Source organism: Methylobacterium ajmalii, from assembly GCF_036448855.1.
Lineage (GTDB): Bacteria > Pseudomonadota > Alphaproteobacteria > Rhizobiales > Beijerinckiaceae > Methylobacterium > Methylobacterium ajmalii.
This window is the reverse complement of record NZ_JAZFXT010000040.1, coordinates 13,495-35,129: the sequence shown is the minus strand read 5'-3', so window position 1 is coordinate 35,129 and position 21,635 is coordinate 13,495. Positions and strand designations below refer to the sequence as shown.

At 72.1% G+C, this 21,635-nt stretch carries 23 protein-coding genes; 18 read left to right on the top strand and 5 right to left on the bottom strand.

Annotated features, from left to right (window positions below; genetic code table 11):
* Positions 1–1,931: phosphatase PAP2 family protein (locus tag V3T34_RS17320; protein WP_331369248.1), on the bottom strand; the 1,931-nt coding region annotated here is incomplete at its 3' end.
* 334 nt (positions 1,932–2,265) lie between these two features.
* On the opposite strand from V3T34_RS17320, the gene V3T34_RS17315 reads away from it, so the two are divergent.
* The 8 genes from V3T34_RS17315 to V3T34_RS17280 all read left to right on the top strand — a co-directional run bounded on the left by V3T34_RS17315 (position 2,266) and on the right by V3T34_RS17280 (position 9,264).
* On the top strand, positions 2,266–2,691 hold the full coding sequence (locus V3T34_RS17315; RefSeq protein WP_060847494.1) for a DUF2852 domain-containing protein: 426 nt from the start codon (positions 2,266–2,268) through the stop codon (positions 2,689–2,691).
* A 178-nt stretch (positions 2,692–2,869) separates the two neighbouring features.
* Complete coding sequence (locus tag V3T34_RS17310; RefSeq protein ID WP_305079288.1) at positions 2,870–4,120, top strand: GTP cyclohydrolase II; 1,251 nt, start codon at positions 2,870–2,872, stop codon at positions 4,118–4,120.
* Positions 4,121–4,173: 53 nt separating this feature from the next.
* Positions 4,174–5,409 (top strand): URC4/urg3 family protein, encoded by a 1,236-nt coding sequence (locus V3T34_RS17305; protein ID WP_407942723.1) that lies wholly within the window; start codon positions 4,174–4,176, stop codon positions 5,407–5,409.
* Between the two features lie 38 nt (positions 5,410–5,447).
* Entirely contained in the window at positions 5,448–6,110 is a 663-nt protein-coding gene (upp, locus tag V3T34_RS17300) for a uracil phosphoribosyltransferase (RefSeq protein ID WP_305079306.1), read from the top strand.
* Between the two features lie 73 nt (positions 6,111–6,183).
* The gene (locus V3T34_RS17295) at positions 6,184–7,191 is read left to right on the top strand and encodes an NAD(P)H-quinone oxidoreductase (protein WP_305079290.1); all 1,008 of its coding nucleotides are present in this window, start codon (positions 6,184–6,186) and stop codon (positions 7,189–7,191) included.
* Between the two features lie 111 nt (positions 7,192–7,302).
* Complete coding sequence (locus V3T34_RS17290; RefSeq protein ID WP_091748768.1) at positions 7,303–7,620, top strand: hypothetical protein; 318 nt, start codon at positions 7,303–7,305, stop codon at positions 7,618–7,620.
* A 190-nt stretch (positions 7,621–7,810) separates the two neighbouring features.
* Positions 7,811–8,722, top strand: coding sequence for a dienelactone hydrolase family protein (locus V3T34_RS17285; RefSeq protein WP_139235077.1), 912 nt, complete (start codon positions 7,811–7,813; stop codon positions 8,720–8,722).
* A 122-nt stretch (positions 8,723–8,844) separates the two neighbouring features.
* Positions 8,845–9,264, top strand: coding sequence for a response regulator (locus V3T34_RS17280; RefSeq protein WP_060847500.1), 420 nt, complete (start codon positions 8,845–8,847; stop codon positions 9,262–9,264).
* A gap of 5 nt (positions 9,265–9,269) precedes the next feature.
* Here V3T34_RS17280 and V3T34_RS17275 read toward each other — a convergent pair whose 3' ends face one another.
* From V3T34_RS17275 to V3T34_RS17265, 3 genes are read right to left on the bottom strand one after another with little or no spacing between them, the layout of a single operon-like run.
* Positions 9,270–9,746 carry a RidA family protein gene (locus V3T34_RS17275; RefSeq protein WP_305079291.1) on the bottom strand — a complete coding sequence of 159 codons (477 nt, stop codon included), beginning with the start codon at positions 9,744–9,746 and terminating at the stop codon, positions 9,270–9,272.
* Positions 9,747–9,771: 25 nt separating this feature from the next.
* Entirely contained in the window at positions 9,772–10,197 is a 426-nt protein-coding gene (locus tag V3T34_RS17270) for a hypothetical protein (RefSeq protein ID WP_305079292.1), read from the bottom strand.
* Between the two features lie 23 nt (positions 10,198–10,220).
* Positions 10,221–11,348, bottom strand: a complete 1,128-nt coding sequence (locus V3T34_RS17265) for an AI-2E family transporter (RefSeq protein ID WP_060847503.1) — start codon at positions 11,346–11,348, stop codon at positions 10,221–10,223.
* Between the two features lie 237 nt (positions 11,349–11,585).
* Here V3T34_RS17265 and V3T34_RS17260 point away from each other — a divergent pair, with 237 nt between their 5' ends.
* From V3T34_RS17260 to V3T34_RS17215, 10 genes are all read left to right on the top strand, one after another.
* On the top strand, positions 11,586–11,873 hold the full coding sequence (locus V3T34_RS17260; protein WP_060847504.1) for an acyl carrier protein: 288 nt from the start codon (positions 11,586–11,588) through the stop codon (positions 11,871–11,873).
* Between the two features lie 24 nt (positions 11,874–11,897).
* Complete coding sequence (locus tag V3T34_RS17255) at positions 11,898–12,362, top strand: 3-hydroxyacyl-ACP dehydratase FabZ family protein (protein WP_060847505.1); 465 nt, start codon at positions 11,898–11,900, stop codon at positions 12,360–12,362.
* A complete protein-coding gene (locus tag V3T34_RS17250; RefSeq protein WP_305079293.1) occupies positions 12,359–13,510 on the top strand; it encodes a beta-ketoacyl-ACP synthase in 1,152 nt (383 codons plus the stop codon). Before V3T34_RS17255 ends, V3T34_RS17250 begins: the two co-directional genes overlap by 4 nt.
* On the top strand, positions 13,507–14,781 hold the full coding sequence (locus tag V3T34_RS17245) for a beta-ketoacyl-ACP synthase (RefSeq protein ID WP_060847507.1): 1,275 nt from the start codon (positions 13,507–13,509) through the stop codon (positions 14,779–14,781). The genes V3T34_RS17250 and V3T34_RS17245 overlap by 4 nt, the downstream gene beginning before the upstream one ends.
* A complete protein-coding gene (locus V3T34_RS17240) occupies positions 14,778–15,542 on the top strand; it encodes an SDR family oxidoreductase (protein WP_305079294.1) in 765 nt (254 codons plus the stop codon). Before V3T34_RS17245 ends, V3T34_RS17240 begins: the two co-directional genes overlap by 4 nt.
* A 12-nt stretch (positions 15,543–15,554) precedes the next feature.
* The gene (locus V3T34_RS17235; protein WP_091891261.1) at positions 15,555–15,857 is read left to right on the top strand and encodes an SH3 domain-containing protein; all 303 of its coding nucleotides are present in this window, start codon (positions 15,555–15,557) and stop codon (positions 15,855–15,857) included.
* 213 nt (positions 15,858–16,070) lie between these two features.
* Positions 16,071–17,093, top strand: a complete 1,023-nt coding sequence (locus V3T34_RS17230) for a zinc-binding dehydrogenase (RefSeq protein ID WP_091891258.1) — start codon at positions 16,071–16,073, stop codon at positions 17,091–17,093.
* A 144-nt stretch (positions 17,094–17,237) separates the two neighbouring features.
* Positions 17,238–18,224 (top strand): lipid A biosynthesis lauroyl acyltransferase, encoded by a 987-nt coding sequence (locus tag V3T34_RS17225; protein WP_305079307.1) that lies wholly within the window; start codon positions 17,238–17,240, stop codon positions 18,222–18,224.
* A 40-nt stretch (positions 18,225–18,264) separates the two neighbouring features.
* A complete protein-coding gene (locus V3T34_RS17220; RefSeq protein WP_082742545.1) occupies positions 18,265–19,047 on the top strand; it encodes a DUF1223 domain-containing protein in 783 nt (260 codons plus the stop codon).
* Between the two features lie 69 nt (positions 19,048–19,116).
* Positions 19,117–20,154, top strand: a complete 1,038-nt coding sequence (locus V3T34_RS17215) for an NADP-dependent oxidoreductase (RefSeq protein ID WP_305079295.1) — start codon at positions 19,117–19,119, stop codon at positions 20,152–20,154.
* Between the two features lie 19 nt (positions 20,155–20,173).
* Here V3T34_RS17215 and V3T34_RS17210 read toward each other — a convergent pair whose 3' ends face one another.
* Positions 20,174–21,418, bottom strand: coding sequence for an aminopeptidase (locus V3T34_RS17210; protein WP_305079296.1), 1,245 nt, complete (start codon positions 21,416–21,418; stop codon positions 20,174–20,176).
* Between the last annotated feature and the right edge of the window lie 217 nt (positions 21,419–21,635).

Here is a 21,635-nt window from a genome sequence, read left to right as displayed (position 1 = left end):
TCGACTTGCGCCGGCTGGTAGCGCAGCGTCGGGGTGAGGAAGGCGAGGTTGGAGGAGACGCCCGCGAAGGTGCCGGAGACGCCGCCCGCGGCCGACAGGATGGTGTAGCCGGTGCGGGGGGCGTAGGTGCCGTTTTGCGCCAGCACCCGGACGGTGCCGCCCTGGATCGTGGCGGTGCCGGTGGCGGCGAGGCGGTCGGACTGGCCGCCCGCGTCGGTCTCGACCTGGAAGGTCGATCCGGCGGCGAAGCCGGCGTTGCCGGCGACCGTGAGGGTGCCGAGGGAGTTGCCGGGGGCGATCGTGGCGCCGGATTGCGCCGCCACCCCGCCGACCGTGCCGGTGCCGCCGAGCAGGCCGCCCGCGCCGACCGTGACCTGGCCGGCCACGGTGCCGTTGGCGTAGAGCGCGCCGGTCTGGCCCACCGTGACGTCGGTGGTCAGCCGGTCGGATGCCGCCATCTGCAGGCTGCCGATCACGTTCCCGAAGTAGCCGGCGGCGGCGTAGAGATCGACGCGGCTCCAGTAGCTCAGCGGCGTGCCGTAGAGCGCCGCGATCGCGTTCGACTCGGTGTTGACGACGATCTGGTTGATCGTGTCGGTGGCGAGGCTGCCGGCGAGGCCGCCGGTCGGGGCGATCCGCTGGGCCGCCGCCGAGCTGCCGCCGTAGATCGGGGCGAGCAGGATCGAGGCGTCGGGCCCGCCCGCGGGCGCCGCCTCGCGCGGCCCTTGAGCGAAGGTCAGGGTCGGCAGGCCGAAGCTCTGGCGCTGCTGGTAGAGGGCCTGGTTCGCCGCCGAGGGCAGGTAGGGGTTGTTGGTGGCAACCCCCGCGCAGGCCGCCACCGAGGCGCCGCACTGGGCCGACAGGTAGCCCTGCATCTGCCCGGCGGCCTGATTGTAGAGGCTCGGCAGGTCGATGGCGGTACCGGTGGTCGCCGCGTTGTTGATGTAGAGCGGGTTGGTGAAGGCCTGCGCCAGGTCGTAGGTCGCCAGCGCCCGGCCGCCGATGATGTCGAGCGGGTAGTGCACCCCGAGCACGATGCGGCTCTCGCCGTATTCGGAGGCCCGCAGCAGCATGGACCGGTAGGCCTGCGGCGTGGTCATCGCCAGCAGGATGCCGTCGGTGAAGGCGTAGGTGGTGTGGCCGCTCGGGAAGGACGGGTTGGTGGCGATGCCGTTCAGCGCCGTCGGATCGAAGATCGTGTAGCGGCCCGGCGCGACCTGGATCGGCCGCGACGAGCCGTAGACGTCCTGGCCCGGTTGCGTGCTGGTCACGCCGTAGGCGAGGTCGTAGACGCTGTCGCGGGTATTGGGCAGGCCGTTGAAGGTCGGGATGGTGTAGCCCGCCGGCGCCGCGGCCGGGACCGGCACGTAGCCCGCGGGCGTGGTGCTCGGGTTGCTGGCGGCACCGTTGGCGAAGTAGTTCTTGGCGACGCCGAGGTCGTTGCCGGTGAAGCCGTAGGCGCGCGCCAGCAGGTTGACCACGCTGCCGAGGGGGCCGCTCGTGCCCGCGGCGCTGCCGGCGACGTAGATCGGGCCGAGCACCGGGCCGAGGCCGCCGACCGGCTGCTGCGGCGTGATGCCGTTGATCACGGTCTGGGCCGGCAGGCCGCCGGCCAGGTTGGCGCCGGCGCCGTAGAGGCCGAGGCCCACCGACGCGAGGTTGTTCGTCGCCGAGCCGAGCAGGTTCTTGTCGCTGATCGCGAGCTGCTGCTGGCGCAGGCTCGCCCCGTTGTTGTAGCCGACCGCCTGGTCGAGGTTCGCCTGCAGGGCCGTCCAGCCGGTCGCCGTGGCGTTCAGGCTCAGGAAGGGGCTGAGCAGGTTCAGCACGTTGGCGCTGGTCGGCGCGATGGTGGCGGTCTGGGCGCGGGCGCCCTCGGTCGAGAGCGCGGCCGCGGCGAGCGCGACGAGCGAGACGCTGTGTCTGAAGAGCATGGCGAGATCCCCCGGGCTGCCGACCCTCCGGCTCCCCCGTCCGAGGCGTACGCTTAAGAAATAGTCACGCTCAGCGCATGTTCATAATCTTGTCATAATTTTCGTCGTGCCGGGTTGTTGTTGCAAAAACACGATTTGTTGCTGAATTATTCAAGATTAATTTCTGATCTGTACGAGAGAGCATGGTGATTTGCCGGCTGGGGCAAAAGCCGACGCGGCCGTACCCCGCCTTTCGGAAGGCGGTGCGATTTTGGCACCGCGCCCTCCTTGAAACCGCCCGGCCGACCCCGCATGTAAATGTCGTTCACATTTACATCCCGCGGGAGATCGTGACGTGTCGTATTCCTCTGCCCCCTGGTCGAGCGGCCGCGCCTGCCGCAACGGCCCGTTCCCGCGCCGCTCCCTCGAGATCGGCGCGATCGTGATCGGTTTCATCTATGCGTGGCCGTTGGCCGCGGCCTACGTGGTGTGGAAGCTCATGGGGTACCCGGCCTTGAACGAGATGAAGTCCTTCGCCGAGCGCTCCTTCCGGAACGGCTTCTCGGGGTTCCCGGGCTTCGGTGCCGCCCGCCACGACAGCGGCAACTGGGCCTTCGAGGAGTATCGCCGCAAGGAGATCGAGCGCCTCGAAGAGGAGCGCCGCCGCCTCGAGGAGGAGAGCCGCGCCTTCACCGAGTTCGTGGACGAGCTGAAGCGCGCCCGCGACCGCGAGCAGTTCGACGCCTTCATGGCCCGCCGCCGCGCCGGCTCGAACTTCTGATCACCGGAGGAGGGTGGTCCCGACGGGGCGGTTCTGCCGCCCCGTTGGGCGAAACGGCGCCTCAGGCTTGAGCTTGACGCGCCGAATCGGCTGGGCCACCCTCGTTCAGGTCAAGCACTCGACAGGCTCCTCGCGGCCCCCGCGGGGAGCCTTCTCCGTTGAAGGACGGCGCGTCCGCATGACCAGTTCCAACCGCTCGTCGCATATCCGGCTCACCTCGCACCCGGAGCCGGGCGCCGCCCGCTGGCCGATCCGCTGGGGCGCCGCCGACCCGCGCGAGCGAGGGCCGATCATCGGCACCGTCACCAACCCGGCCGACCGCAACGTGATCGGGGCCAATGGCGGCGCCTACTCGCTCTACCGGGCGCTCGCCATCGCCGGCCGGGCGCTGAACCCCCTGGCTCGGCCGGACCTCACCAACACCCATCCGGTGGTCGGCATCGGCCCGCACCCGCAATGGGCCGACCCGGACAAGATCGTCTCCCTCGACCCCTGGGGCCACATGCCCGGCGAGGTGTTTCGCGACGCGATCGGCACCGGCACCGACATCCGCCCGACCATCGCGGTCACCAAGGCGCGGCTGAACCTGCCGGAGATCCTGGCGGCGATGGGCGCCCACCGGCTCGCCGCCGATGGCATGGTGCTGCACGCCTCCGGCGACATCTCGGTCACCAAGATCGCGGTCGATCCGGTCTGGTACCTGCCGGGCGTCGCCGCCCGCTTCGGCACCAGCGAGACGGCCCTGCGCCGCACGCTGTTTGAGCAGACCGGCGGCATGTTCCCGGAACTCGTGACGCGCCCCGACCTCCAGGTCTTCCTGCCGCCGATCGGCGGCTGCACCGTCTACGTCATCGGCGAGATCGAGGGCCTGCCCGACCCGCGGCGGCGCATCGCCTGCCGGGTCCACGACGAGTGCAACGGCTCCGACGTGTTCGGCTCCGACATCTGCACCTGCCGGCCCTACCTGACCCACGGCATCGAGGAATGCGTGCGCGAGGCGCAGACCGGCGGCACCGGCGTCATCGTCTACAACCGCAAGGAGGGCCGGGCGCTCGGCGAGGTGACCAAGTTCCTGGTCTACAACGCCCGCAAGCGCCAGGAGGGGGGCGATTCCGCCGCCACCTACTTCGAGCGCACCGAATGCGTCGCCGGCGTGCAGGACGCCCGCTTCCAGCAGCTGATGCCCGACGTGCTGCACTGGCTCGGCATCCGCCGCATCGACCGGCTGATGTCGATGTCGAACATGAAGTACGACGCCATCACGGGCTCGGGCATCGAGGTCGGCGAGCGGGTGCCGATCCCGGCCGACCTGATCCCGCCGGACGCCTCGGTCGAGATGGAAGCCAAGAAGGCGGCGGGCTATTACGCGCCGGACGGCGTCACGGAAGCCCTCGACACCGTGAAGGGCCGCGACCTCGAGCGGTTCTGAGGGCGCGAAGAGACCCCGCCCGACGACCGCGCCCGACCGAACTGCCCCTGGAGATGCCCGTGCCTGAGTTTACGACCGCCCGCAGCCTGCTCTCGGCCCGGGCGGTGCGCGCCCGCGCCGAGACCCTGCTCCAGGCCGGGCTCGACGGGCGGCTGGATCACTTCGTGGTCGACCTCGACCGCCTGGGTGCGTGCGCCGACGCGGTGGTCGAGACCATCCGCGAGGCCTATCCCGACCTCGCGATCCCGTATCATGCCCGCTGGCGCCATTTCTCGGTCGGCGGATTCGAGCGCTGGGGCTCGCTCGTCCACGCGGCGCCCTTCGAGGACCCGGCCGAGCAAGCCCGCGCCGCCTTCGACCTCGTGGTGGTGAGCGTGCTGCTCGATGCCGGCGCCGGCCCGACCTGGCGCTACGAGGAGGGCCGCACCGGCGAGACCTACGCCCGCTCGGAAGGCCTGGCGGTGGCGAGCTTCGACATGTTCGTGTCGGGCCTGTTTTCCTCCTCCCCCGAGGACCCGTTCCGGGCCGATGCGCGGGCGCTCGCCAGCCTGACCGAGGCCGAACTCGCCGAGGGCTTCCAGGCCGGTCCGACCAACCCCCTCGTCGGCCTGTCGGGCCGCACGGCGCTCCTCAACCGCCTCGGCCAGGTCGCGGCGGCGGACCCGGAAGGGTTCGGACCCGACGCCCGGCCCGGCTTCCTGTTCGACCGCATCAAGGCCCGCTCCCGCGACGGCGAGGTCCCGGCGGAGGCGGTGCTGGAGGTGCTGCTGACCCATCTCGGCCCGATCTGGCCCGGCCGCATCGTCCTCGACGGCGTCGATCTCGGCGACACCTGGCGCCACCCGCTCGCCGGCGGGACGGGGCCGACCGAGGGGCTGGTGCCGTTCCACAAGCTGTCGCAGTGGCTCGCCTACTCGCTCCTGGAGCCCTTGGAGGAGGCGGGCCTCGCCGTCACCGGCCTCGACGCCCTGACCGGCCTGCCCGAGTACCGCAACGGCGGCCTGTTCCTCGATACCGGCGTGCTGGCCCTGCGCCGGCCCGAGGAGGCCGCGCAGGCCCACCCGGTCGACTCGCGCCTCGTCGTCGAGTGGCGGGCGCTCACCGTGGCGCTCCTCGACCGGCTGGCGCCGCTGGTGCGCGAGCGGCTGGAGATCGAGGATCCGGCCGACCTGCCGCTCGCCAAGGTGCTGGAAGGCGGTACCTGGGCCACCGGCCGGCGCCTGGCGAAGTCCCTGCGGCCGGAGGGCGCGCCGCCGCTCTCGATCGCCAGCGACGGCACCGTATTCTGACATCATTCGAGAGCGTGAACGTGAGCGGGGAGACGACGATGCAGAGTGCGGGTGCGCGCGGGGAGACGGGTGTGGCGCCGGTCACGGTGGTCGACCACCCGCTGGTGCAGCACAAGCTGACCCTGATGCGGGACAAGGCGCGCTCGACCAAGGGCTTCCGCCAGCTCCTGAACGAGGTCGGGATGCTGCTCGCCTACGAGGTCACCCGCGACCTGCCGCTCGAGCCGGTCGAGATCGAGACCCCGATGATGACGATGCAGGGCGCCCAGATCGCCGGCAAGAAGCTCGTCCTGGCGCCGATCCTGCGCGCCGGCGTCGGCTTCCTCGACGGGATGCTGTCGCTGCTGCCCTCGGCCCGCGTCGCCCATGTCGGGCTCTACCGCGACCCGGACTCGCTGGAGGCGGTGGAGTACTACTTCAAGGCCCCGTCCGACCTCGGCGACCGCACCGTGCTGGTCCTCGACCCGATGCTGGCGACGGCGAACTCGGCGGTCGCCGCGGTCGACCGGCTCAAGGAGCGCGGCGCCCGCGACCTGCGCTTCGTCTGCCTGCTCGCCGCGCCGGAAGGCCTCGCCAAGTTCCAGGGCTCCCATCCCGACGTGCCGGTCTGGACCGCCTCGATCGACAGCCACCTCAACGAGCACGGCTACATCCTGCCGGGCCTCGGCGATGCCGGCGACCGGATGTACGGCACGCGCTGAGCCGTCTGCCCCTTGCCGGCTCCCGGCCCGCGCGGCAGGTAAGGGCTCACGATCCCGTCGCTCGGAGCCGCCCATGCCCTCGATCCCCGCCACCATGCGCCAGGTCCGCTTCAACGGGGCCGGCGGTCCGGAGGTGATCGGGATCGAGACCGTGCCGGTGCCCCGGCCCGGCCCGAACCAGGTGCTGGTCGAGGTCGTGGCGGCGGGCGTGAACCGACCCGACTGCCAGCAGCGCGCCGGCAAGTACCCGCCGCCGCCCGGCGCCACCGACGTGCCGGGCCTCGAGGTCGCCGGGCGCATCGTCGCCCTGGGGGAGGGCGTGACCGACCTCGCCGAGGGCCAGGAGGTCTGCGCCCTGACGATCAGCGGTGGCTACGCCGAGTACGCCGTGGCGGAGGCGGCTTTGTGCCTGCCCAAGCCCGGCCCGCTCTCCCTCGTCGAGGCCGCCGGCCTGCCGGAGAATTACTGGACGGTCTGGACCAACGTGTTCGAGCGCGGCCGCCTTCGGCAGGGCGAGCGCTTCCTGGTCCATGGCGGGTCGAGCGGCATCGGCTCGACGGCGATCCAGCTCGCCAAGCGGTTCGGCGCCGAGGTCTTCGCCACCGCCGGCTCGGCCGAGAAATGCGCCTTCTGCGAGACGCTCGGCGCCGACCACGCCATCAACTACCGCGAGGCCGACTTCGCCGCCGAGGTGAAGCGCCTGACAGACGGCAAGGGCGTCGACGTGATCCTCGACATGGTCGGCGCGGCCTATCTCGAGCGCAACGTGAAGTCGCTGGCGCTGGAGGGCCGGCTCGTCATCATCGCGTTCCTGCAGGGCTTCCAGGCCGAGAACCTGAACCTGACGCCGATCATGATCCGGCGCCTCACCGTGACCGGCTCGACCCTGCGCCCGCGCACCGTCGCCCAGAAGGCCGCGATCGCCGACGGCCTGCGCCGGGAGGTGTGGCCGATGCTCGAAACCGGCACGGTCAAGCCGGTGATCCACGCGACCTTCCCGCTGGACCAGGCGCGGGAGGCCCATGCCTTGATGGAATCGAGCGCCCATCTCGGCAAGATCATGCTGCTGACGGGCAAGTAGAGGCCGCCGCCGCACGGGTGGACAGGAACCTCGGCCGATCGGTGACGTTGGCCCGTCATGACGATCACCGCTCGGCGAGATTCTCCGCCGGGCCTCAACCCGAGGTTCCCCATGGATCCCAACCGCACCGTCGAGACCCCGACCGCGGCCCGCCAGGGCGCGAAGGGCCGTCCCGTCCTCTACGTGCTGATCGGCAGCCTGGCCCTGCTCGCCGTCGCCATGGTGGCGCTGCTCGGCTGGAACGGCGCGAACGCCCCGAAGGACTACGCCAGCCAGAGCCAGGACGCCTCGCGCCAGCAGATCACCGGCTCGCCGACCGGCAGCGCCAACGGCGTGTCGTCGGCGAACAGCAGCGGCGTCCCGGCCGGCAACCCGGCCTATCCGGCGCCGGCCGAGCCTAAGTCGACGGGCTCGACCAACGCCAAGTAGGATTTCACGGCATCGCCGGCGCATCGATCGCGCCGGCCGCATGAAGGGCCGCCCCGCACCGGGGCGGCCCTTCGCCGTTCGGAGCGGGCCTGACCGAATCGTGACCGTACCGGGCCCGTTCGCCCTTGCCACGCAGGTATCGGCACGCATGATCGCGCCGCGGGGCGAACCCCGATCGGGAGGGCACGGCATGGCAACGAGCGACGCGGCGCGGCAAGGTGGGCGGCAGGACGGATCGACCGATCTCGAGCAGCTCGACGGCCTGGTGATCCCGCCCTTCTCCCGGCGCGGCTTCGTGATGACGAGCCTGATGACCGGCCTGACGCTGGCCACCACGCGGGTCGAGGCGCAGGCCATCCGCACCGACGAGGCCGGCATCGTCGCCGGGGAGGTGCGGATCCCGGTCGGCGACGGGCCGATGCCGGCCTACCGGGCGATGCCGGAGGGAGCCGGGCCGTTCCCGATCGTCCTGGTGGTCGAGGAGATCTTCGGGGTCCACGACTACATCAAGGACATCTGCCGGCGGCTCGCCAAGGCCGGCTACACCGCGGTGGCGCCCGAACTCTTCGCCCGCCAGGGCGACGTCTCGAAGATGACCGACGTACAGGAGATCGTCCGCGAGGTGGTGTCGAAGACCCCGGACGCGCAGGTGATGGGCGACCTCGACGCCACCGCCGCCTGGGCGGCCTCGGAGGCCAAGGGCGACGCCGGCAAGGTCGGCATCACCGGCTGGTGCCGCGGCGGGCGCACCGTGTGGCTCTATGCCGCTCACAGCGCCAACCTGAAGGCCGGCGTCGCCTGGTACGGCAATTTCGGCGGTACCCGCAGCGCGATCCAGCCCAAGACCGCCGCCGACGTGATCGCGGACATCCGCGCACCGATCCTCGGGCTCTACGGCGCTGCCGACACCGGCATCCCGGTCGCCGACGTCGACAAGGCGCGGGAGGCGGCGAAGGCCGCCGGCAAGGACGTCGAGATCGTGGTCTTCCCGGACGCGCCGCACGGCTTCCATGCCGATTACCGCCCGAGCTACCGCAAGGGCCCGGCGGAGGACGGCTGGGGCCGGATGCTGGCATGGTTCCGGCAGCACGGCGTCGCCTGAGCATCCGTCCGAATCCCCGTCGGTGTCGCGGTAAGCCTTGCATTGCCGCAACACCTCGGGAAGGATGAACACAGGGTCCCGGGAGCTATGCAACCAGTGGGCCGCAAGCTCGTTCCCTGCTCATGACCGAGTCCAGCGCCGCCGCGAAGACACAGCCCGTGATCCTGGTCGTCGAGGACGAGCCGGAGGAGCGTTTCCTGGCGGCTACGCTGCTGGAGGAGACGGGCTTCCGGGTCATCGAGGCCGAGACGGCCGAGAAGGCCCTGGCGATCCTGCGCGAGCGGGGCGACGAGGTGAACGTCGTCTTCTCGGACGTGCGGACCCCGGGCCAGATCGGCGGGTTCGAGCTCGCCCGCATCATCGGCGTCACCTGGCCGCGGGTCCACGTCCTGCTCACCTCGGGCGATGCCGGCGACCAGCCGAGCGACCTGCGGATGTCGGCCACCTTCATCCCGAAGCCCTGGCGCGCCCTCGATGTTCTCACCCTGGTCGAGCAGGCCGCCGGCTACCACACCGGCGGCGACGCGCGCGACGCGCACTGAGGCTCTCACCGCACCTCGAAGATCCCGTCGACCTCGACGCTGGCATTCCCCGGCAGGCTCGCGACGCCGATCGCCGTGCGGGCGTGGCGTCCGGCCTCACCGAACAGCTCGGCCATCAGGTCAGAGGCGCTGTTGACCGCCTTCGGCACGTCGGGCCAGCCCTGTTCGACCTGAACGAAGCCGCCGAGGCGGTGGCAGCGCACCACCCGGTCGAGGTCGCCGTCGAGGGCGAGGCTCAAGGACGCCAGCAGGTTCAGGGCGCAGATCCGCGCCGCCTCCCGACCCGTCGCGATGTCGGTCACCGGCCCGGTGAAGCGCACCTCGCCCTCCCACTCGCAGATCTGCCCGGCGAGCCACAGCGTGGAGCCGATGCGCGAGAACGGCAGGAAGGCGCCGCGCGGCTCGGGAACCCGCGGCAGAGTCAGGCCGAGGGCGGCGAGGCGGCGGGCGGGCTCGCCGCGGAGGGTGGGGGCTTGGTTCAACGCAACCTCTCGACACGTATCCAGATCAGTAGCGGCGGGCGCCGGGGATCGGCGGCGGCACGACGAAGACCCCGCCGGGCGCGGCGGGAGCGACGGGCGCGCCGTAGGAGGGGCCGTAGTAGCGGTCGTACGGGTCGTAGCGGCCGCCCGACCGGGACCGGTCGTCCCGCCAGCGGCCCTCGGCGTCGCGGCGGTCGCGGTCGTCCCGGTCCCGGTCACGGCGGCGGGGCATGATCTCGTCCGGGTCGTCCCGGCCGAAGGCGCGGCGATCGCGCCGGTCGAGGCCCCGCCCATCGTCGTCGGCGCGAAAGCGCGGGCCGTCCCGGTCGCGTCGACCGTAGCCCTCGTCCTCGGTGCCGCGGCGGGACCCGGTGGCCTCGTCGTCCCACTGCGCCGGCGCCGGGGCGGCGGAGAGGCTGACGAGCAGGGATGCGGCGAACAGGATTCTCATCGGGGCGGCGGTCCTTTCTCGGGTCAGGCGACGGCGTGGTCGTCGCCCGCCGTATATTCGCGCCACAGCAGTACCAGAGCCGCCATCACGGCGGGCCCGAGGAACAGGCCGAGCAGGCCGAAGCTCTCGACGCCGCCGAGGATGCCCAGCAGCACCCACAGGAAGGGCAGGCGGGTGGCGCCGCCGATCAGCACCGGGCGCACGAAGTGGTCCGCCACGAAGGTGACGACGAGGCCGGCCACCGCCACCACGATCGCCGCGGTGACGCCGCCCTGGGCGGCCGCGAGCAGGGCCGCGAGCCCGAAGGCCACGGGTGCCCCGAACGGAATCATCGCGGCGAGCGCCGTGAAGGCGCCGAGCAGCACCGGATGCGGCACGCCGGCGAAGTAGTAGACGACGCCGAGCAGGAAGCCCTCGCCGAGGCCGACCAGCACCAGCCCGTCGACCGTGCCGTGGACCGAGGCCGCCATCTGGCGCGCCACCCGCTCGCCGCGCGGGCCGAACAGGCGGCGGGCCGCCGACAGCCCTTGGGCCGCGAGACCCGGCCCGTCGCGGAACAGGAAGAACAGGGCGAGCAGGGTGAAGCCGAACAGCATCGCCCGGTGGACGATCTGGCTGCCGAAGGTGCGCCCGAACCCGACCAGCGACGAGTGGTTGATCGACTGGTCGACGCGCTTCAGGACCTCGGACGAGCCCTGCGGGTGGCTCAGGTTCTCCTGCCACCAGGCCGAGACCTGGGCGGCGCCGAACGGCAGGTGCGAGACGAAGTCCGGCACCGGCCAGCCCTGCTCCTCGATCTGGCGCCAGAACGCGACCGCGTCGTGCGCCTCGCGCGCCGCCTGGATCGCCACCACGACCAGCGGCACCAGGATCACCAGGGCGACCGCCAGCGTGAGGACGGCCGGCCACAGGAGGTTGTGCTTGCCCGGCGGCTTGATCCGCACCAGCCGCTCGCGCAGCGGCCACAGGGCGATCGCCAGGATCACCGCCCAGACCAGCGCCGGCAGGAACGGATGCAGCACCCACAGGCCGAGCGCCCCGAGCGCGATCACCAGGGCCGCGCGGGCAAAGGCGGAAGTCCCCGTCGCAGGCGGCGGCGGGGCGGGGGGGTGTCCGGGTCCGGGGACGGTCGGGGGTTTCACGTGTTCCATGCCGGAATCATCCTCCGCCGCGCGGCGGGTGCGTCATCCGACCTGACCTAGGGCACGCCGCGCCCACGGAAACGCCGCGCGGTTGCCGGCCCGTCCCCCCTCGTGTATGCGGGCCCCTCGACCGGGCCCTGCCCGGCGGACCCGTTTCGGGTAGGCGGTTTCGTGGCCGGGGTGCGGGCGGTGCCCGGAGGTCGCGCCGTTCGAGCCAGATCTCAGCAGGAAGACGGCTGCACGTCCATGTCCGACACCTTCGACCGCGTCGCCACCATCATCGCCGACGTCGCCGACATCCCGCGCGAGAAGATCACGCCGGAGAGCCACGCCATCGACGACCTGGGCATCGACAGCCTGGCCTTCCTCGACATCGCCTTCGAGATCGACAAGACCTTCGGGATCAAGCTGCCCCTCGAGCAGTGGACCCAGGAGGTCAACGAGGGCAAGGTTCCGGCCGAGCAGTACTTCGTGCTCAAGAACCTGTGCGAGCGCATCGACGGCCTGGTGGCCGAGAAGGCCGCCAAGGCCTGATCCGGTTCTGAAGCGGTCGCCGGGATGCGCCTCGAATATTTCGACATGATCGACCGGGTCGTCAGCCTCGACCGCGAGGGCGGGCGCCTCGTCGCCCGGTCCACGGTGCCGCAGGAGAGCCCGGTCTTCGAGGGACACTTTCCCGGTCACCCGCTGGTGCCGGGCGTGCTCCTCACCGAGACGATGGCGCAGGCCTCCGGGTACCTGCTGCTCGCGCGTGCGTCGTTCAGCCACATGCCGTTCCTGATGGGCGTCGACAAGGCGCGCTTCCGGACCTTCGTCGGCCCCGGGGCCGAGCTGGAGGTCGAGGCGAGCCTGGAGCACGACGGCTCGGGCTATGCCGTGACGAAGGCGGCGATCCGGGCCGAGGGCAAGCCGATCTGCAACGCCGAATTGCGGTTCCGGACCATGCCGTTCCCGGATGGGCTCGGCGCGCTGATGCGCGAGCGCACCGCCCGGATCGGCCTGCCCGACGGAGCGGATTCATGACAGCGGTCCCGACCCGCCCCGTGGTCGTCACCGGCCTCGGGCTCGTCTCCTGCGCGGGCGAGGGGGTGGAGGCGCATCTCGCCGCCTATCGCTCCGCACAGGCCCCGCGCACCGACGCGAAGACCTTCGCACCCTATCCCGTCCACCCGGTCGCGCCGCTCAGCCTCGACGGCCAGATCTCGAAGAAGTCCGACCAGCGGCAGATGGAGCCGTGGCAGCGCCTCGGCGTCTACGCCGCCGGCCTTGCCCTCGACGCGGCGGGCGCCAAGGCGGATGCGGCGCTTAAAAGCGCCATGCACCTCGTCGTGGCGGCGGGCGGCGGCGAGCGCGACTACGCGGTCGACGGCCAGATCCTCACTGGCCTGCGCCAGGCGGCGGATCCCGGCGCCTACCTCAACGAGCGCCTCCAGAACGACCTGCGGCCGACGCTCTTCCTCGCCCAGCTCTCGAACCTGCTCGCCGGCAACATCGCCATCGTGCACGGGGTCACGGGCGCCTCGCGCACCTTCATGGGCGAGGAATCGAGCGGGGTCGACGCGCTCCGCATCGCGCAGGCCCGCATCGCCGCCGGCCAGCTCGACATCGTCCTCGTCGGCGGCTCCTACAACGCCGAGCGGGCCGACGTGCTGCTGATCCACGAAATGGGCGGCCACCTCTCCAAGCCCGAGTACCGGCCGGTCTTCGAGCGTGCCGCCGCCCCCGGCTTCATCCTCGGCTCCGGCGCCGCCTTCCTGGTGCTCGAGGCCGCCGACCACGCCGCGGCCCGCGGCGCCCGGGCGCTCGCCCGGCTCGACGCGGTGGCGAGCGACCGCACCAAGCGCCGGGACGGCAGCGTCGCGGACAGCCTGACGGATCTCTGGGGCCGGGCCGGCCTTGCTCGGCCCGACGCCGTGATCTCGGCCGCCACCGGCTGCGCCGGCATCACGGGCGAGGAGCGGGACGCGTTGACGGCCCTGGCGCCGCAAGCGCCGGTCCGGGCGCTCGGCGACCTGACCGGCCACACGCTCGAGGCCGCCGCGCCCTTCGGCGCGGCGCTGGCGGCCGCCCTGGTGGCGGCGGGCGAGGCGCGCGAGGTCGCCGTCACGGCGGTCGGCCATCGCCGGGGCGAGGGCGTGCTGCGCCTCACCACCGCAGGGGACAGCCGATGAGCCGCGACCACGACGCGATGGGACGCCCCCTGGTGGCGGTCACCGGCCTCGGCGTGGTGACCTCGCTCGGCCGGGGCGTCGCCGACAACTGGGCCGCGCTGACCGCCGGCCGCTCGGGCATCCACGCCATCACGCGCTTCCCGACCGAGGGCCTGCGCACCCGCATCGCCGGCACGGTCGACTTCATCGCCGCCGACCCGATGGTGGCACCGATGCTCTCCGAGCGCTTCGCCGAGGCCGCGGCCGACGAGGCCGTCGCGCAGGCGGGGATCTCGGGCGATTTCCCGGGTGCATTGTTCATGGCGGTGCCGCCGGTCGAGATCGAGTGGCCGCAGCGCCAGGCGCTCGCCGAGGCCGCGGCCCCGAACGGCGACGTGACCTATGCCGACCTGCTGCGGGCGGCCGGCAGCCGGCGCTTCGACGACTGGCACGACCTGTTCATCTTCGGCACGGTGGCCGACCGCATTGCCGACCGCTTCGGCACCAAGGGATCGCCGATCTCGCTCTCGACCGCCTGCTCGTCGGGCGCGACCGCGATCCAGCTCGGCGTCGAGGCGATCCGCCGCGGCGAGGTCGAGGCGGCGCTCTGCATCGGCACCGACGGCTCGGTGAACCCGGAATCGCTGATCCGGTTCTCGCTGCTCTCGGCCCTCTCGACCCAGAACGACCCGCCGGAGGCCGCCTCCAAGCCCTTCGCCAAGAACCGCGACGGCTTCGTGATGGGCGAGGGCGCCGCCGCCCTGGTGCTGGAGAGCGCGGCGAGCGCGCGAGCCCGCGGCGCCAGGATCCTCGGCTACGTGCTCGGCTGCGGCGAGAAGGGCGACGGCTTCCACCGCACCCGCTCGAGCCCGGACGGCGCGCCGATCATCGCGGCGATCCGCGCGGCCATCGACGATGCCGGCCTGCATCCCGATCAGATCGACACCGTGAACGCCCACGGCACCGGCACGCCGGAGAACGACAAGATGGAGGCGATGGGCTGCCTTGCCGTACTCGGCGAGCGCATGCGTTCCGTGCCGATCTCCTCGAACAAGTCGATGATCGGCCACACGCTCACCGCCGCCGGCGCGGTCGAGGCGGCGTTCTCGCTGCTGACCATCGCGCATGGCCGGGTGCCGCCGACCCTGAACTACGCCGTGCCCGATCCGGCGATCCCGCTCGACGTGGTGACGGCCGCCCGCGACGTGCCGGTGCGGACCGTGCTGTCGAACTCCTTCGGCTTCGGCGGGCAGAACACCTGCCTGATCTTCGGGGCGGAGCCCGTCCGATGACCGCGATCCACAACCGGCGCGTCCTCGTCACCGGGGGTGCGCGGGGCCTGGGCGCCGCGATCGTGCGGTCGCTGATGGCGTCCGGCCACGACGTCGACTTCACCTATCGCGGCTCGCGCGAGGCGGCGGAAGCGCTGGCGCTCGAACTTACCGCCCTCCACCCCGGGCAGCGCCTGCGGCCCCATGCCCTCGACCTCGCCGACAAGGCGGCGCTCGACGATTTCTGCGGCGTGATGGAGGGCGAGGGCATCTTCGGCCTCGTCCACAATGCCGGCCAACCCTGCGACAGCCTCGCCGCCGTCCTCGACCAGGACCGGGCGGAAGCCGCGATGCAGGTCAACTTCTGGTCGCTGACCCGCCTCGCCAAGGCGCTGGTGCGGCCGATGACCCGGGCGAAGGCCGGCCGCATCGTCGCGATCGGCTCGGTGGCGGCGCTCCGGGCCAATCCGGGCAACGCGGCCTACGCGGCGAGCAAGGGCGCCTTGATCGCCTATTGCCGGACTCTGGCGATCGAATCGGCGCGCCGCGGCGTCACCGTCAACGTGGTGGCCCCGGGCTTCATCGACACCGACATGATGGCGCCCTACGCCGCCTACCGCGCCGGCATGGAGAAGCAGATCCCGTCCGGGCGCTTCGCCGCGCCGGCGGAGGTGGCCGATCTGGTCGCATTCCTGGTGAGCCCCGCGGCGGGCTACATCACCGGCACCGTGCTGCCGGTCGATGGCGGCCTCACCGCGATGATGGGCATCCATCGCACCTGACGAACCGGAATCATGCGGTACCCCCTCGCGTGCGCCGCCGTGGCGGCAGCCTTCCTCCTCGTTCCGGCGCCGGTCCGGGCGCAGGATTTCGGCCGGCTGGAGTTCTTCAGGGTCGAGGGGCTGCCCCCGGGCGACACGCTCAGCATCCGCGAGGCGCCGGACGCCGAGTCGCCGGCCATCGGTCAGGCGCCGCCCCGCGGGCGGCTTCGCGGCTTCGGCTGCACCAACGACACCCCGAGCCGCCTGACCTGGTGCCGGGTGAAGCTCGGTCCCATCGTCGGCTGGGCGCGGCGGCGCTACCTGACGCCGGAGTGAGGCGGCGTTGCCGAGGCGGCGCCCTCCGTTTAAGTCCCGTTCCAACGATCCTGTCCTTTCACATTGCAGTGCGCCTCTCCTCCCCCTTGTGGGGAGGAGCCGGAGGTGGGGGTGGTGCCGGATAGAGCTCACAGGTGCCTCCTGCACCACCCCCACCCCTGACCCCTCTCCACAAGGGGGAGGGGACACGCGCTCGTCCGACGAAAGACCCCCATGAAAGCCCTCCAGCTCTTCGGCGACCGCGACCTGCGCCTGACCGAGGTTCCCGACCTCGACGCCCCCGGCCCCGGCGAGGTGCAGATCCGGGTCCGTGCCGTCGGCCTCAACTTCATCGACGTCTGGGGCTTTCGCGGGATGGCCTTCGCCAAGCGCAAGCTGCCGCTCACCGTCGGGGCCGAGGCCTCCGGTGAGATCGCGGCGCTCGGCGAGGGCGTCGAGGGCTTGAGCGTCGGCGACAAGGTCGCGCCCTACGGCGCGCTCACCTGCGGGAAGTGCCGCGCCTGCCGCGAGGGCCGGGACAACCTGTGCGAGGAGGTCGGCGGCGTGCTCGGCTTCCACGTCGACGGCTTCGCCCGCGAGTTCGTCAACCTGCCGGCGCGCCTCGTCGTGCGGGTGCCCGATTCCGTCAGCTTCACCGACGCGGCCTGCGCGCCGATCGCCTTCGGCACCGTGCAGCACATGCTGTTCGACAACGCCAAGCTCGAACCCGGCGAGACGATCCTGGTCCATGCCGGGGGATCGGGCATCGGCACGACCGCGATCAAGATGGCGAAGGCGATCGGCTGCACGGTATTCACGACCGTGGGCGACGACGCCAAGGGCGAGAAGGCGCGGGCGCTCGGCGCCGACCACGTCGTCAACTACCGCACCGAGCGCTTCGAGGGCGAGGTGCGCAAGGCCACCAAGCGCAAGGGCGTCGACGTGGTGTTCGAGCATGTCGGCCCCGAGACCTGGAACGGCTCGCTGCTGTGCCTCAAGCGCGGCGGGCGCCTCGTCACCTGCGGGTCGACCTCGGGCGTCTCCACCACCATGAATCTGATGCAGCTGTTCCAGCAGCAATACCGCATCACCGGCTCGTTCGGCTGCCGCATCGCCAACATCCGCGAGGCGCTCGACAAGATGGCCGACGGGATCACCCCGGTGATCGACACCGTGCTGCCACTCGGCGATTTCGCGCAGGGGCTGGAGCGGCTGGAGTCGCGCAAGGTGTTCGGGAAGATCCTGGTCACGCTCTGACGGCCACGCCCGTCGAAGAACGGCGCGCGGGGCATTGTCGCGCTCTTGCGCAAACCGGCCGGGCAGGAGAAGAGGCGAGGCGCGAGGTTCGCAAAACCTGCGCCGTCCCGCCCTCTCGTATCCGGAATGCTTCGTGAGATCGTCGTGCTGCGCCTGAAGCTGAGGCTCTACCGCGCCCTGTCCCGCCTCGCCGGCCTGCCGATGGTCCTCGTGGTCCGCGTCCTGTTCGCGCTGGCGCGTCTGCTCGGGCCGGCCCGTGCCGCCGCGGCGGGCGCCGCGATCGCCCGGGCGCTCGGGCCGCGCCTGCCCTCGCACCGCACGGCGCTCGACAACCTGCGCCGCTCCTTCCCGGAGAAGGACGAGGCCGCCATCGCCGCGATCGCGCTCGGGGCCTGGGACAACCTCGGCCGCACCGGCGCCGAATACGCCCATCTCGGCGACATCTTCGACTACGACCCCGCCGCCGCCACGCCGGGGCGGATCGAGGTCGAGGGCATCGAGCACTTCTTCTCCCTGCGCGACGACGGCAAGCCGGGCCTGATCTTCTCGGCCCATCTCGGCAACTGGGAACTGCCGGCGATCTGCGCCGCCCGCTTCGGGCTCGAGGCGAGCGCGGTGTTTCGCCCGCCGAACAGCCCGGCCGCCGCGCAACTGGTGCAGGAGGTGCGCCGCGCCACCATGGGGGGCCTGACGGCGGCCGGCCCCGGCGCCGCCTTCAAGATGCAGGGTGTGGTCGAGCGCGGCGGTCATCTCGGCATGCTGGTCGACCAGCACTTCACCCGCGGGGTGGTGGTGGATTTCCTCGGCCGGCCGGCGCTGGTGAACCCGTTGCTCGCCAAGCTCGCCCGGCACTACGATTGCCCGGTCCACGGGGTGCGGGTGATCCGGCTGCCCGGCGACCGCTTCCGCCTGGAGCTGACCCCGGCGCTGGCCCTGCCGCGGGACGCCGGCGGCAGCGTCGACGTGCAGGGTGCCATGCAGGCGATGAGCGACGTCATCGCCGGATGGGTGCGCGAGCATCCCGAGCAGTGGCTGTGGATGCACCGGCGCTGGCGCCCGTCGATGCTGCCCAAGGCGCCGGCCCGCGCGCCGGCGGCCCAAGCCTCAAGCTCGATCCAGGCCTCAAGCTAACGTGACTTCTCTCCGCGCTCCCGCCGGGTGTTGATGGCACATGACGCGTGCGCCCTCCCACCGCTGGCTCGCCGGCCTCGTCGCGGCCGGCCTCGGCCTTCCCGGCCCCGCAGGCGCGCAGGACGTCGCCCCGCGGAGCCAGGAGATCGCCCGCCGGGACGAGGCGCCCCGGGCGGTGGTCGAGCTGTTCACCAGCCAGGGCTGCTCGGCCTGCCCGCCGGCGGACCGCCTGGTGACCGAGCTCGCCCGTGATCCGGGCGTGATCGCCCTGACGCTGCCGGTGACCTACTGGGACTATCTCGGCTGGAAGGACACGCTGGCCAGCACCTCGTTCACCGCGCGCCAGCGCGCCTATGCGAGCATGCGCGGCGACCGCCAGGTCTTCACGCCCCAGGTGGTCGTCAACGGCGCCACCACGGTGGTCGGCTCCGACCGGGTGGCGCTGGAACGCAGCATCCGTGAGCCCGGCACCGCCGCGAGCCTGCCGGTGCCGATCCACAGCGAGGCCGCTCCCGACCGCATCCTGATCGATGTCGGGCCGGCCCGCGAGGCCGGCCGCACCGCCGAGGTCTGGCTGCTGCCCGTCGCCCGGGCCCGCGAGGTCGCGATCGGACGGGGCGAGAACCGCGGCCGCACCGTCACCTACCGCAACGTGGTGCGGGGCATGCACCATGTCGGCGCCTGGCGCGGGGTGGCAGCTCACTACGAGGTACCCCGCACCGCGCTGGCGGCGGCCGACGCCGATTCCTACGTCGTGGTGCTCCAGGCCGAGAATAGCGGGCCGGGGCGCATCCTGGGGGCGGCCAAGGGGCCGGGCTTGTAAGAGCCTGATCGAGGTCGAGAATGGGATCAGGGCGGCGCCGGACGAACGCGCCGCCAGGAGGAGACGCGCGTGACCGGCCCGATCGACATTCCCGCCTACAGCCTGCCCGACACGAACCGCCGGGTGCTCCTCGCCCGCCGGCCCGTCGGCATCCCGCAGCCCGATGATTTCGAGCTCGAGGCCGGGCCGGTGCCCGAGCCGGGCCCGGGCGAGATCCTGGTGCGCAACCTCTACCTCTCGGTCGATCCGGCCCAGCGCGGCTGGGCGAGCGCCGAGGCCAACTATTCCCAGCCCGTGCCGCTCGGCGGTCCGATGCGGGCGCTGGCGGTCGGCGTCGTGGTGCGCTCGAACAGCCCGGAGGTCGCCGAGGGCGAGGTCCTGTACGGCTGGTTCGGCTGGCAGGATTACGCTGCCGTTCCGGTCTCGGCGATCTTCCGGCGCTGCACCGAGGCGGTGCCGCTCTCGGCCCATGCCGGGCTTCTCGGCCTCAACGGGCTCACCGCCTATCTCGGGCTGACCGTGCTGGGCCGGCCGCGGGCCGGCGAGACCGTGCTGGTCTCGACCGCCGCCGGGGCGGTGGGGAGCCTCGTCGGCCAGATCGCCCGCAACCTCGGATGCCGGCCCCTCGGTCTTACCGGGGACGATGCAAAGGTCGCCCGCTGCCGTGAGGCCTACGGCTACGCCGCCGCCTGGAACTACCGCACCGACGACTGGAGCGCGGCCCTCGCCGCGGAGGCGCCCGAGGGGGTGAACGTCTATTTCGACAATGTCGGCGGGCCGATCCTCGACGCCGCGTTGCGGCGGATGGCGGTCGCCGGGCGCATCGTCCAGTGCGGCACCGCCTCGGTGGCGAGCTGGGCCGACGTGCCGACGGGTCCTCGCGTCGAGCGCGAGATCCTGACCCGGCGCCTGGTGTGGAGCGGCTTCGTGGTGCTCGACCACAAGCCGCGGTTCGAGGAGGCGGTGGCGGCCCTGGCGGGGTGGTACCGCGAGGGCCGCATCCGCCTCGACGAGGACGTCACCGAGGGTATCGAGGGCGCGCCCGGGGCAATCGCGGAGCTCTACCGCGGCGAGAACCGCGGCAAGCGGCTCATCTTCGTCGGGTAGGGATGCCTGGGGCCGCGAGTCAGTCGACCCACTCGCCCCGGCGCATCAGCGGCTCGGACCGGCCGTCCGGCGTCACCCCGTCGACGTCGACCTCGGCAGAGCCGATCATCCAGTCGATGTGGATCAGGCTGCGGTTGGCGCCGCGCGCGGCCAGGTCCTGCTCGCTGAAGCCCGCACCGCCGTCGAGGAAGCACTTGCTGTAGGCCTGGCCGAGCGCGATGTGGCTCGCCGCGTTCTCGTCGTAGAGGGTGTTGCAGAACAGGAGGCCCGAGGCCGAGATCGGCGAGGAGGCCGGCACCAGGGCGACCTCGCCGAGGCGGCGCGCGCCCTCGTCGGTGTCGATCACCTTGGCGAGCACGTCCGCCCCGGTGCGGGCCCGCGACTCGACGATGCGGCCTTCCTCGAAGCGCACCGCGATCCCGTCGATCAGGGTGCCCTGGTAGGAGAGGGGCTTCGTCGCGCTGACATGGCCCTGCACCCGCAAGCAGTGCGGCGTGGTGAAGACCTCCTCGGTCGGGATGTTGGCGTTGCAGACGATCCCGTTCTTCGCCGTGGTGGCGCCGCCGCACCATTCGTGGTCGTCGGCGAGCCCGACGGTCAGGTCGGTGCCGGGCCCGCGGAAATGCAGGGCGGCGTAGCGCCGCGCGTTGAGGGCGGCGGTGCGGTCGCTGAGCGCCCGGTTGTGGGCCTCCCAGGCGCCGACCGGATCCGGCCCGTCGACCCGCGAGGCGGCAAAGATCGCGTCCCACAGCCGGGCGACCGCCTGATCCTCGGGCAGGTCCGGAAACACCGTGCGGGCCCAGGCCGGATTCGCCGCCGAGACGATGGTCCAGTTGGTGGCGAAGTTGGCGATCTGCTCGAGCGCCGGCATGTAGGCCTTGGACCGGGCGCGGTTGGCGCGCGCCACCTTGTCGGTGTCCTGGCCGGCGAGGAGCGAGGGATCGTCGCCCGAGATCGCGAGCCGGGCGGCGCCGGTGCGATAGGCCTGCGCCATGCCCTCGTAGAGCCAGCCGGCGGCCTTGTCGAAGGCGTCGTCGTGGCCGTGCTCGAAACGCGCCAGGGTCGCCTGGTCGTCGGCGAGCAGCGTCGTCACCACCGAGGCGCCGGCCTTGTAGGCCTGGGCGGTGATGCGGCGGGCCAGCGGCAGCGCGTCGAGGGGCGCCGTCATCACCAGTTCCTGCCCGGGCCGAAGCCCGAGCCCGACCCTCACGGCGACCTCGGCGAGCCGGTCGAGGCGGGCGTCGAAGTCGGGGGCTTTCGTCATAACGGGAGTACCTTTGGTTGGAACGAGCGCGATCCGTGACACCACATCCCACCCGCGACCTCATCCTGAGGTGTTAGTCGACCGAAGATCGACTAACCTCGAAGGAGGCTTCCAGTGATCCTGAAGCCTTCTGGAGCCCTCCTTCGAGGCCGCTACGCGGCACCTCAGGATGAGGTCGCGGGTGGGACAGGGCGGATCATGCGGTCGGATAGTGGGG

Coding starts and splice junctions, on each gene's coding strand:
- V3T34_RS17235 (WP_091891261.1), top strand. CDS start 15,555: ATGCGGTACCCCCTCGCGTGCGCCGCCGTGGCGGCAGCCTTCCTCCTC.
- V3T34_RS17220 (WP_082742545.1), top strand. CDS start 18,265: ATGACGCGTGCGCCCTCCCACCGCTGGCTCGCCGGCCTCGTCGCGGCC.
- V3T34_RS17245 (WP_060847507.1), top strand. CDS start 13,507: ATGAGCCGCGACCACGACGCGATGGGACGCCCCCTGGTGGCGGTCACC.
- V3T34_RS17240 (WP_305079294.1), top strand. CDS start 14,778: ATGACCGCGATCCACAACCGGCGCGTCCTCGTCACCGGGGGTGCGCGG.
- V3T34_RS17250 (WP_305079293.1), top strand. CDS start 12,359: ATGACAGCGGTCCCGACCCGCCCCGTGGTCGTCACCGGCCTCGGGCTC.
- upp (WP_305079306.1), top strand. CDS start 5,448: ATGCAGAGTGCGGGTGCGCGCGGGGAGACGGGTGTGGCGCCGGTCACG.
- V3T34_RS17310 (WP_305079288.1), top strand. CDS start 2,870: ATGACCAGTTCCAACCGCTCGTCGCATATCCGGCTCACCTCGCACCCG.
- V3T34_RS17270 (WP_305079292.1), bottom strand. CDS start 10,197: ATGAGAATCCTGTTCGCCGCATCCCTGCTCGTCAGCCTCTCCGCCGCC.
- V3T34_RS17280 (WP_060847500.1), top strand. CDS start 8,845: ATGACCGAGTCCAGCGCCGCCGCGAAGACACAGCCCGTGATCCTGGTC.
- V3T34_RS17260 (WP_060847504.1), top strand. CDS start 11,586: ATGTCCGACACCTTCGACCGCGTCGCCACCATCATCGCCGACGTCGCC.
- V3T34_RS17265 (WP_060847503.1), bottom strand. CDS start 11,348: ATGGAACACGTGAAACCCCCGACCGTCCCCGGACCCGGACACCCCCCC.
- V3T34_RS17295 (WP_305079290.1), top strand. CDS start 6,184: ATGCCCTCGATCCCCGCCACCATGCGCCAGGTCCGCTTCAACGGGGCC.
- V3T34_RS17290 (WP_091748768.1), top strand. CDS start 7,303: ATGGATCCCAACCGCACCGTCGAGACCCCGACCGCGGCCCGCCAGGGC.
- V3T34_RS17210 (WP_305079296.1), bottom strand. CDS start 21,418: ATGACGAAAGCCCCCGACTTCGACGCCCGCCTCGACCGGCTCGCCGAG.
- V3T34_RS17305 (WP_407942723.1), top strand. CDS start 4,174: ATGCCCGTGCCTGAGTTTACGACCGCCCGCAGCCTGCTCTCGGCCCGG.
- V3T34_RS17230 (WP_091891258.1), top strand. CDS start 16,071: ATGAAAGCCCTCCAGCTCTTCGGCGACCGCGACCTGCGCCTGACCGAG.
- V3T34_RS17255 (WP_060847505.1), top strand. CDS start 11,898: ATGCGCCTCGAATATTTCGACATGATCGACCGGGTCGTCAGCCTCGAC.
- V3T34_RS17285 (WP_139235077.1), top strand. CDS start 7,811: ATGGCAACGAGCGACGCGGCGCGGCAAGGTGGGCGGCAGGACGGATCG.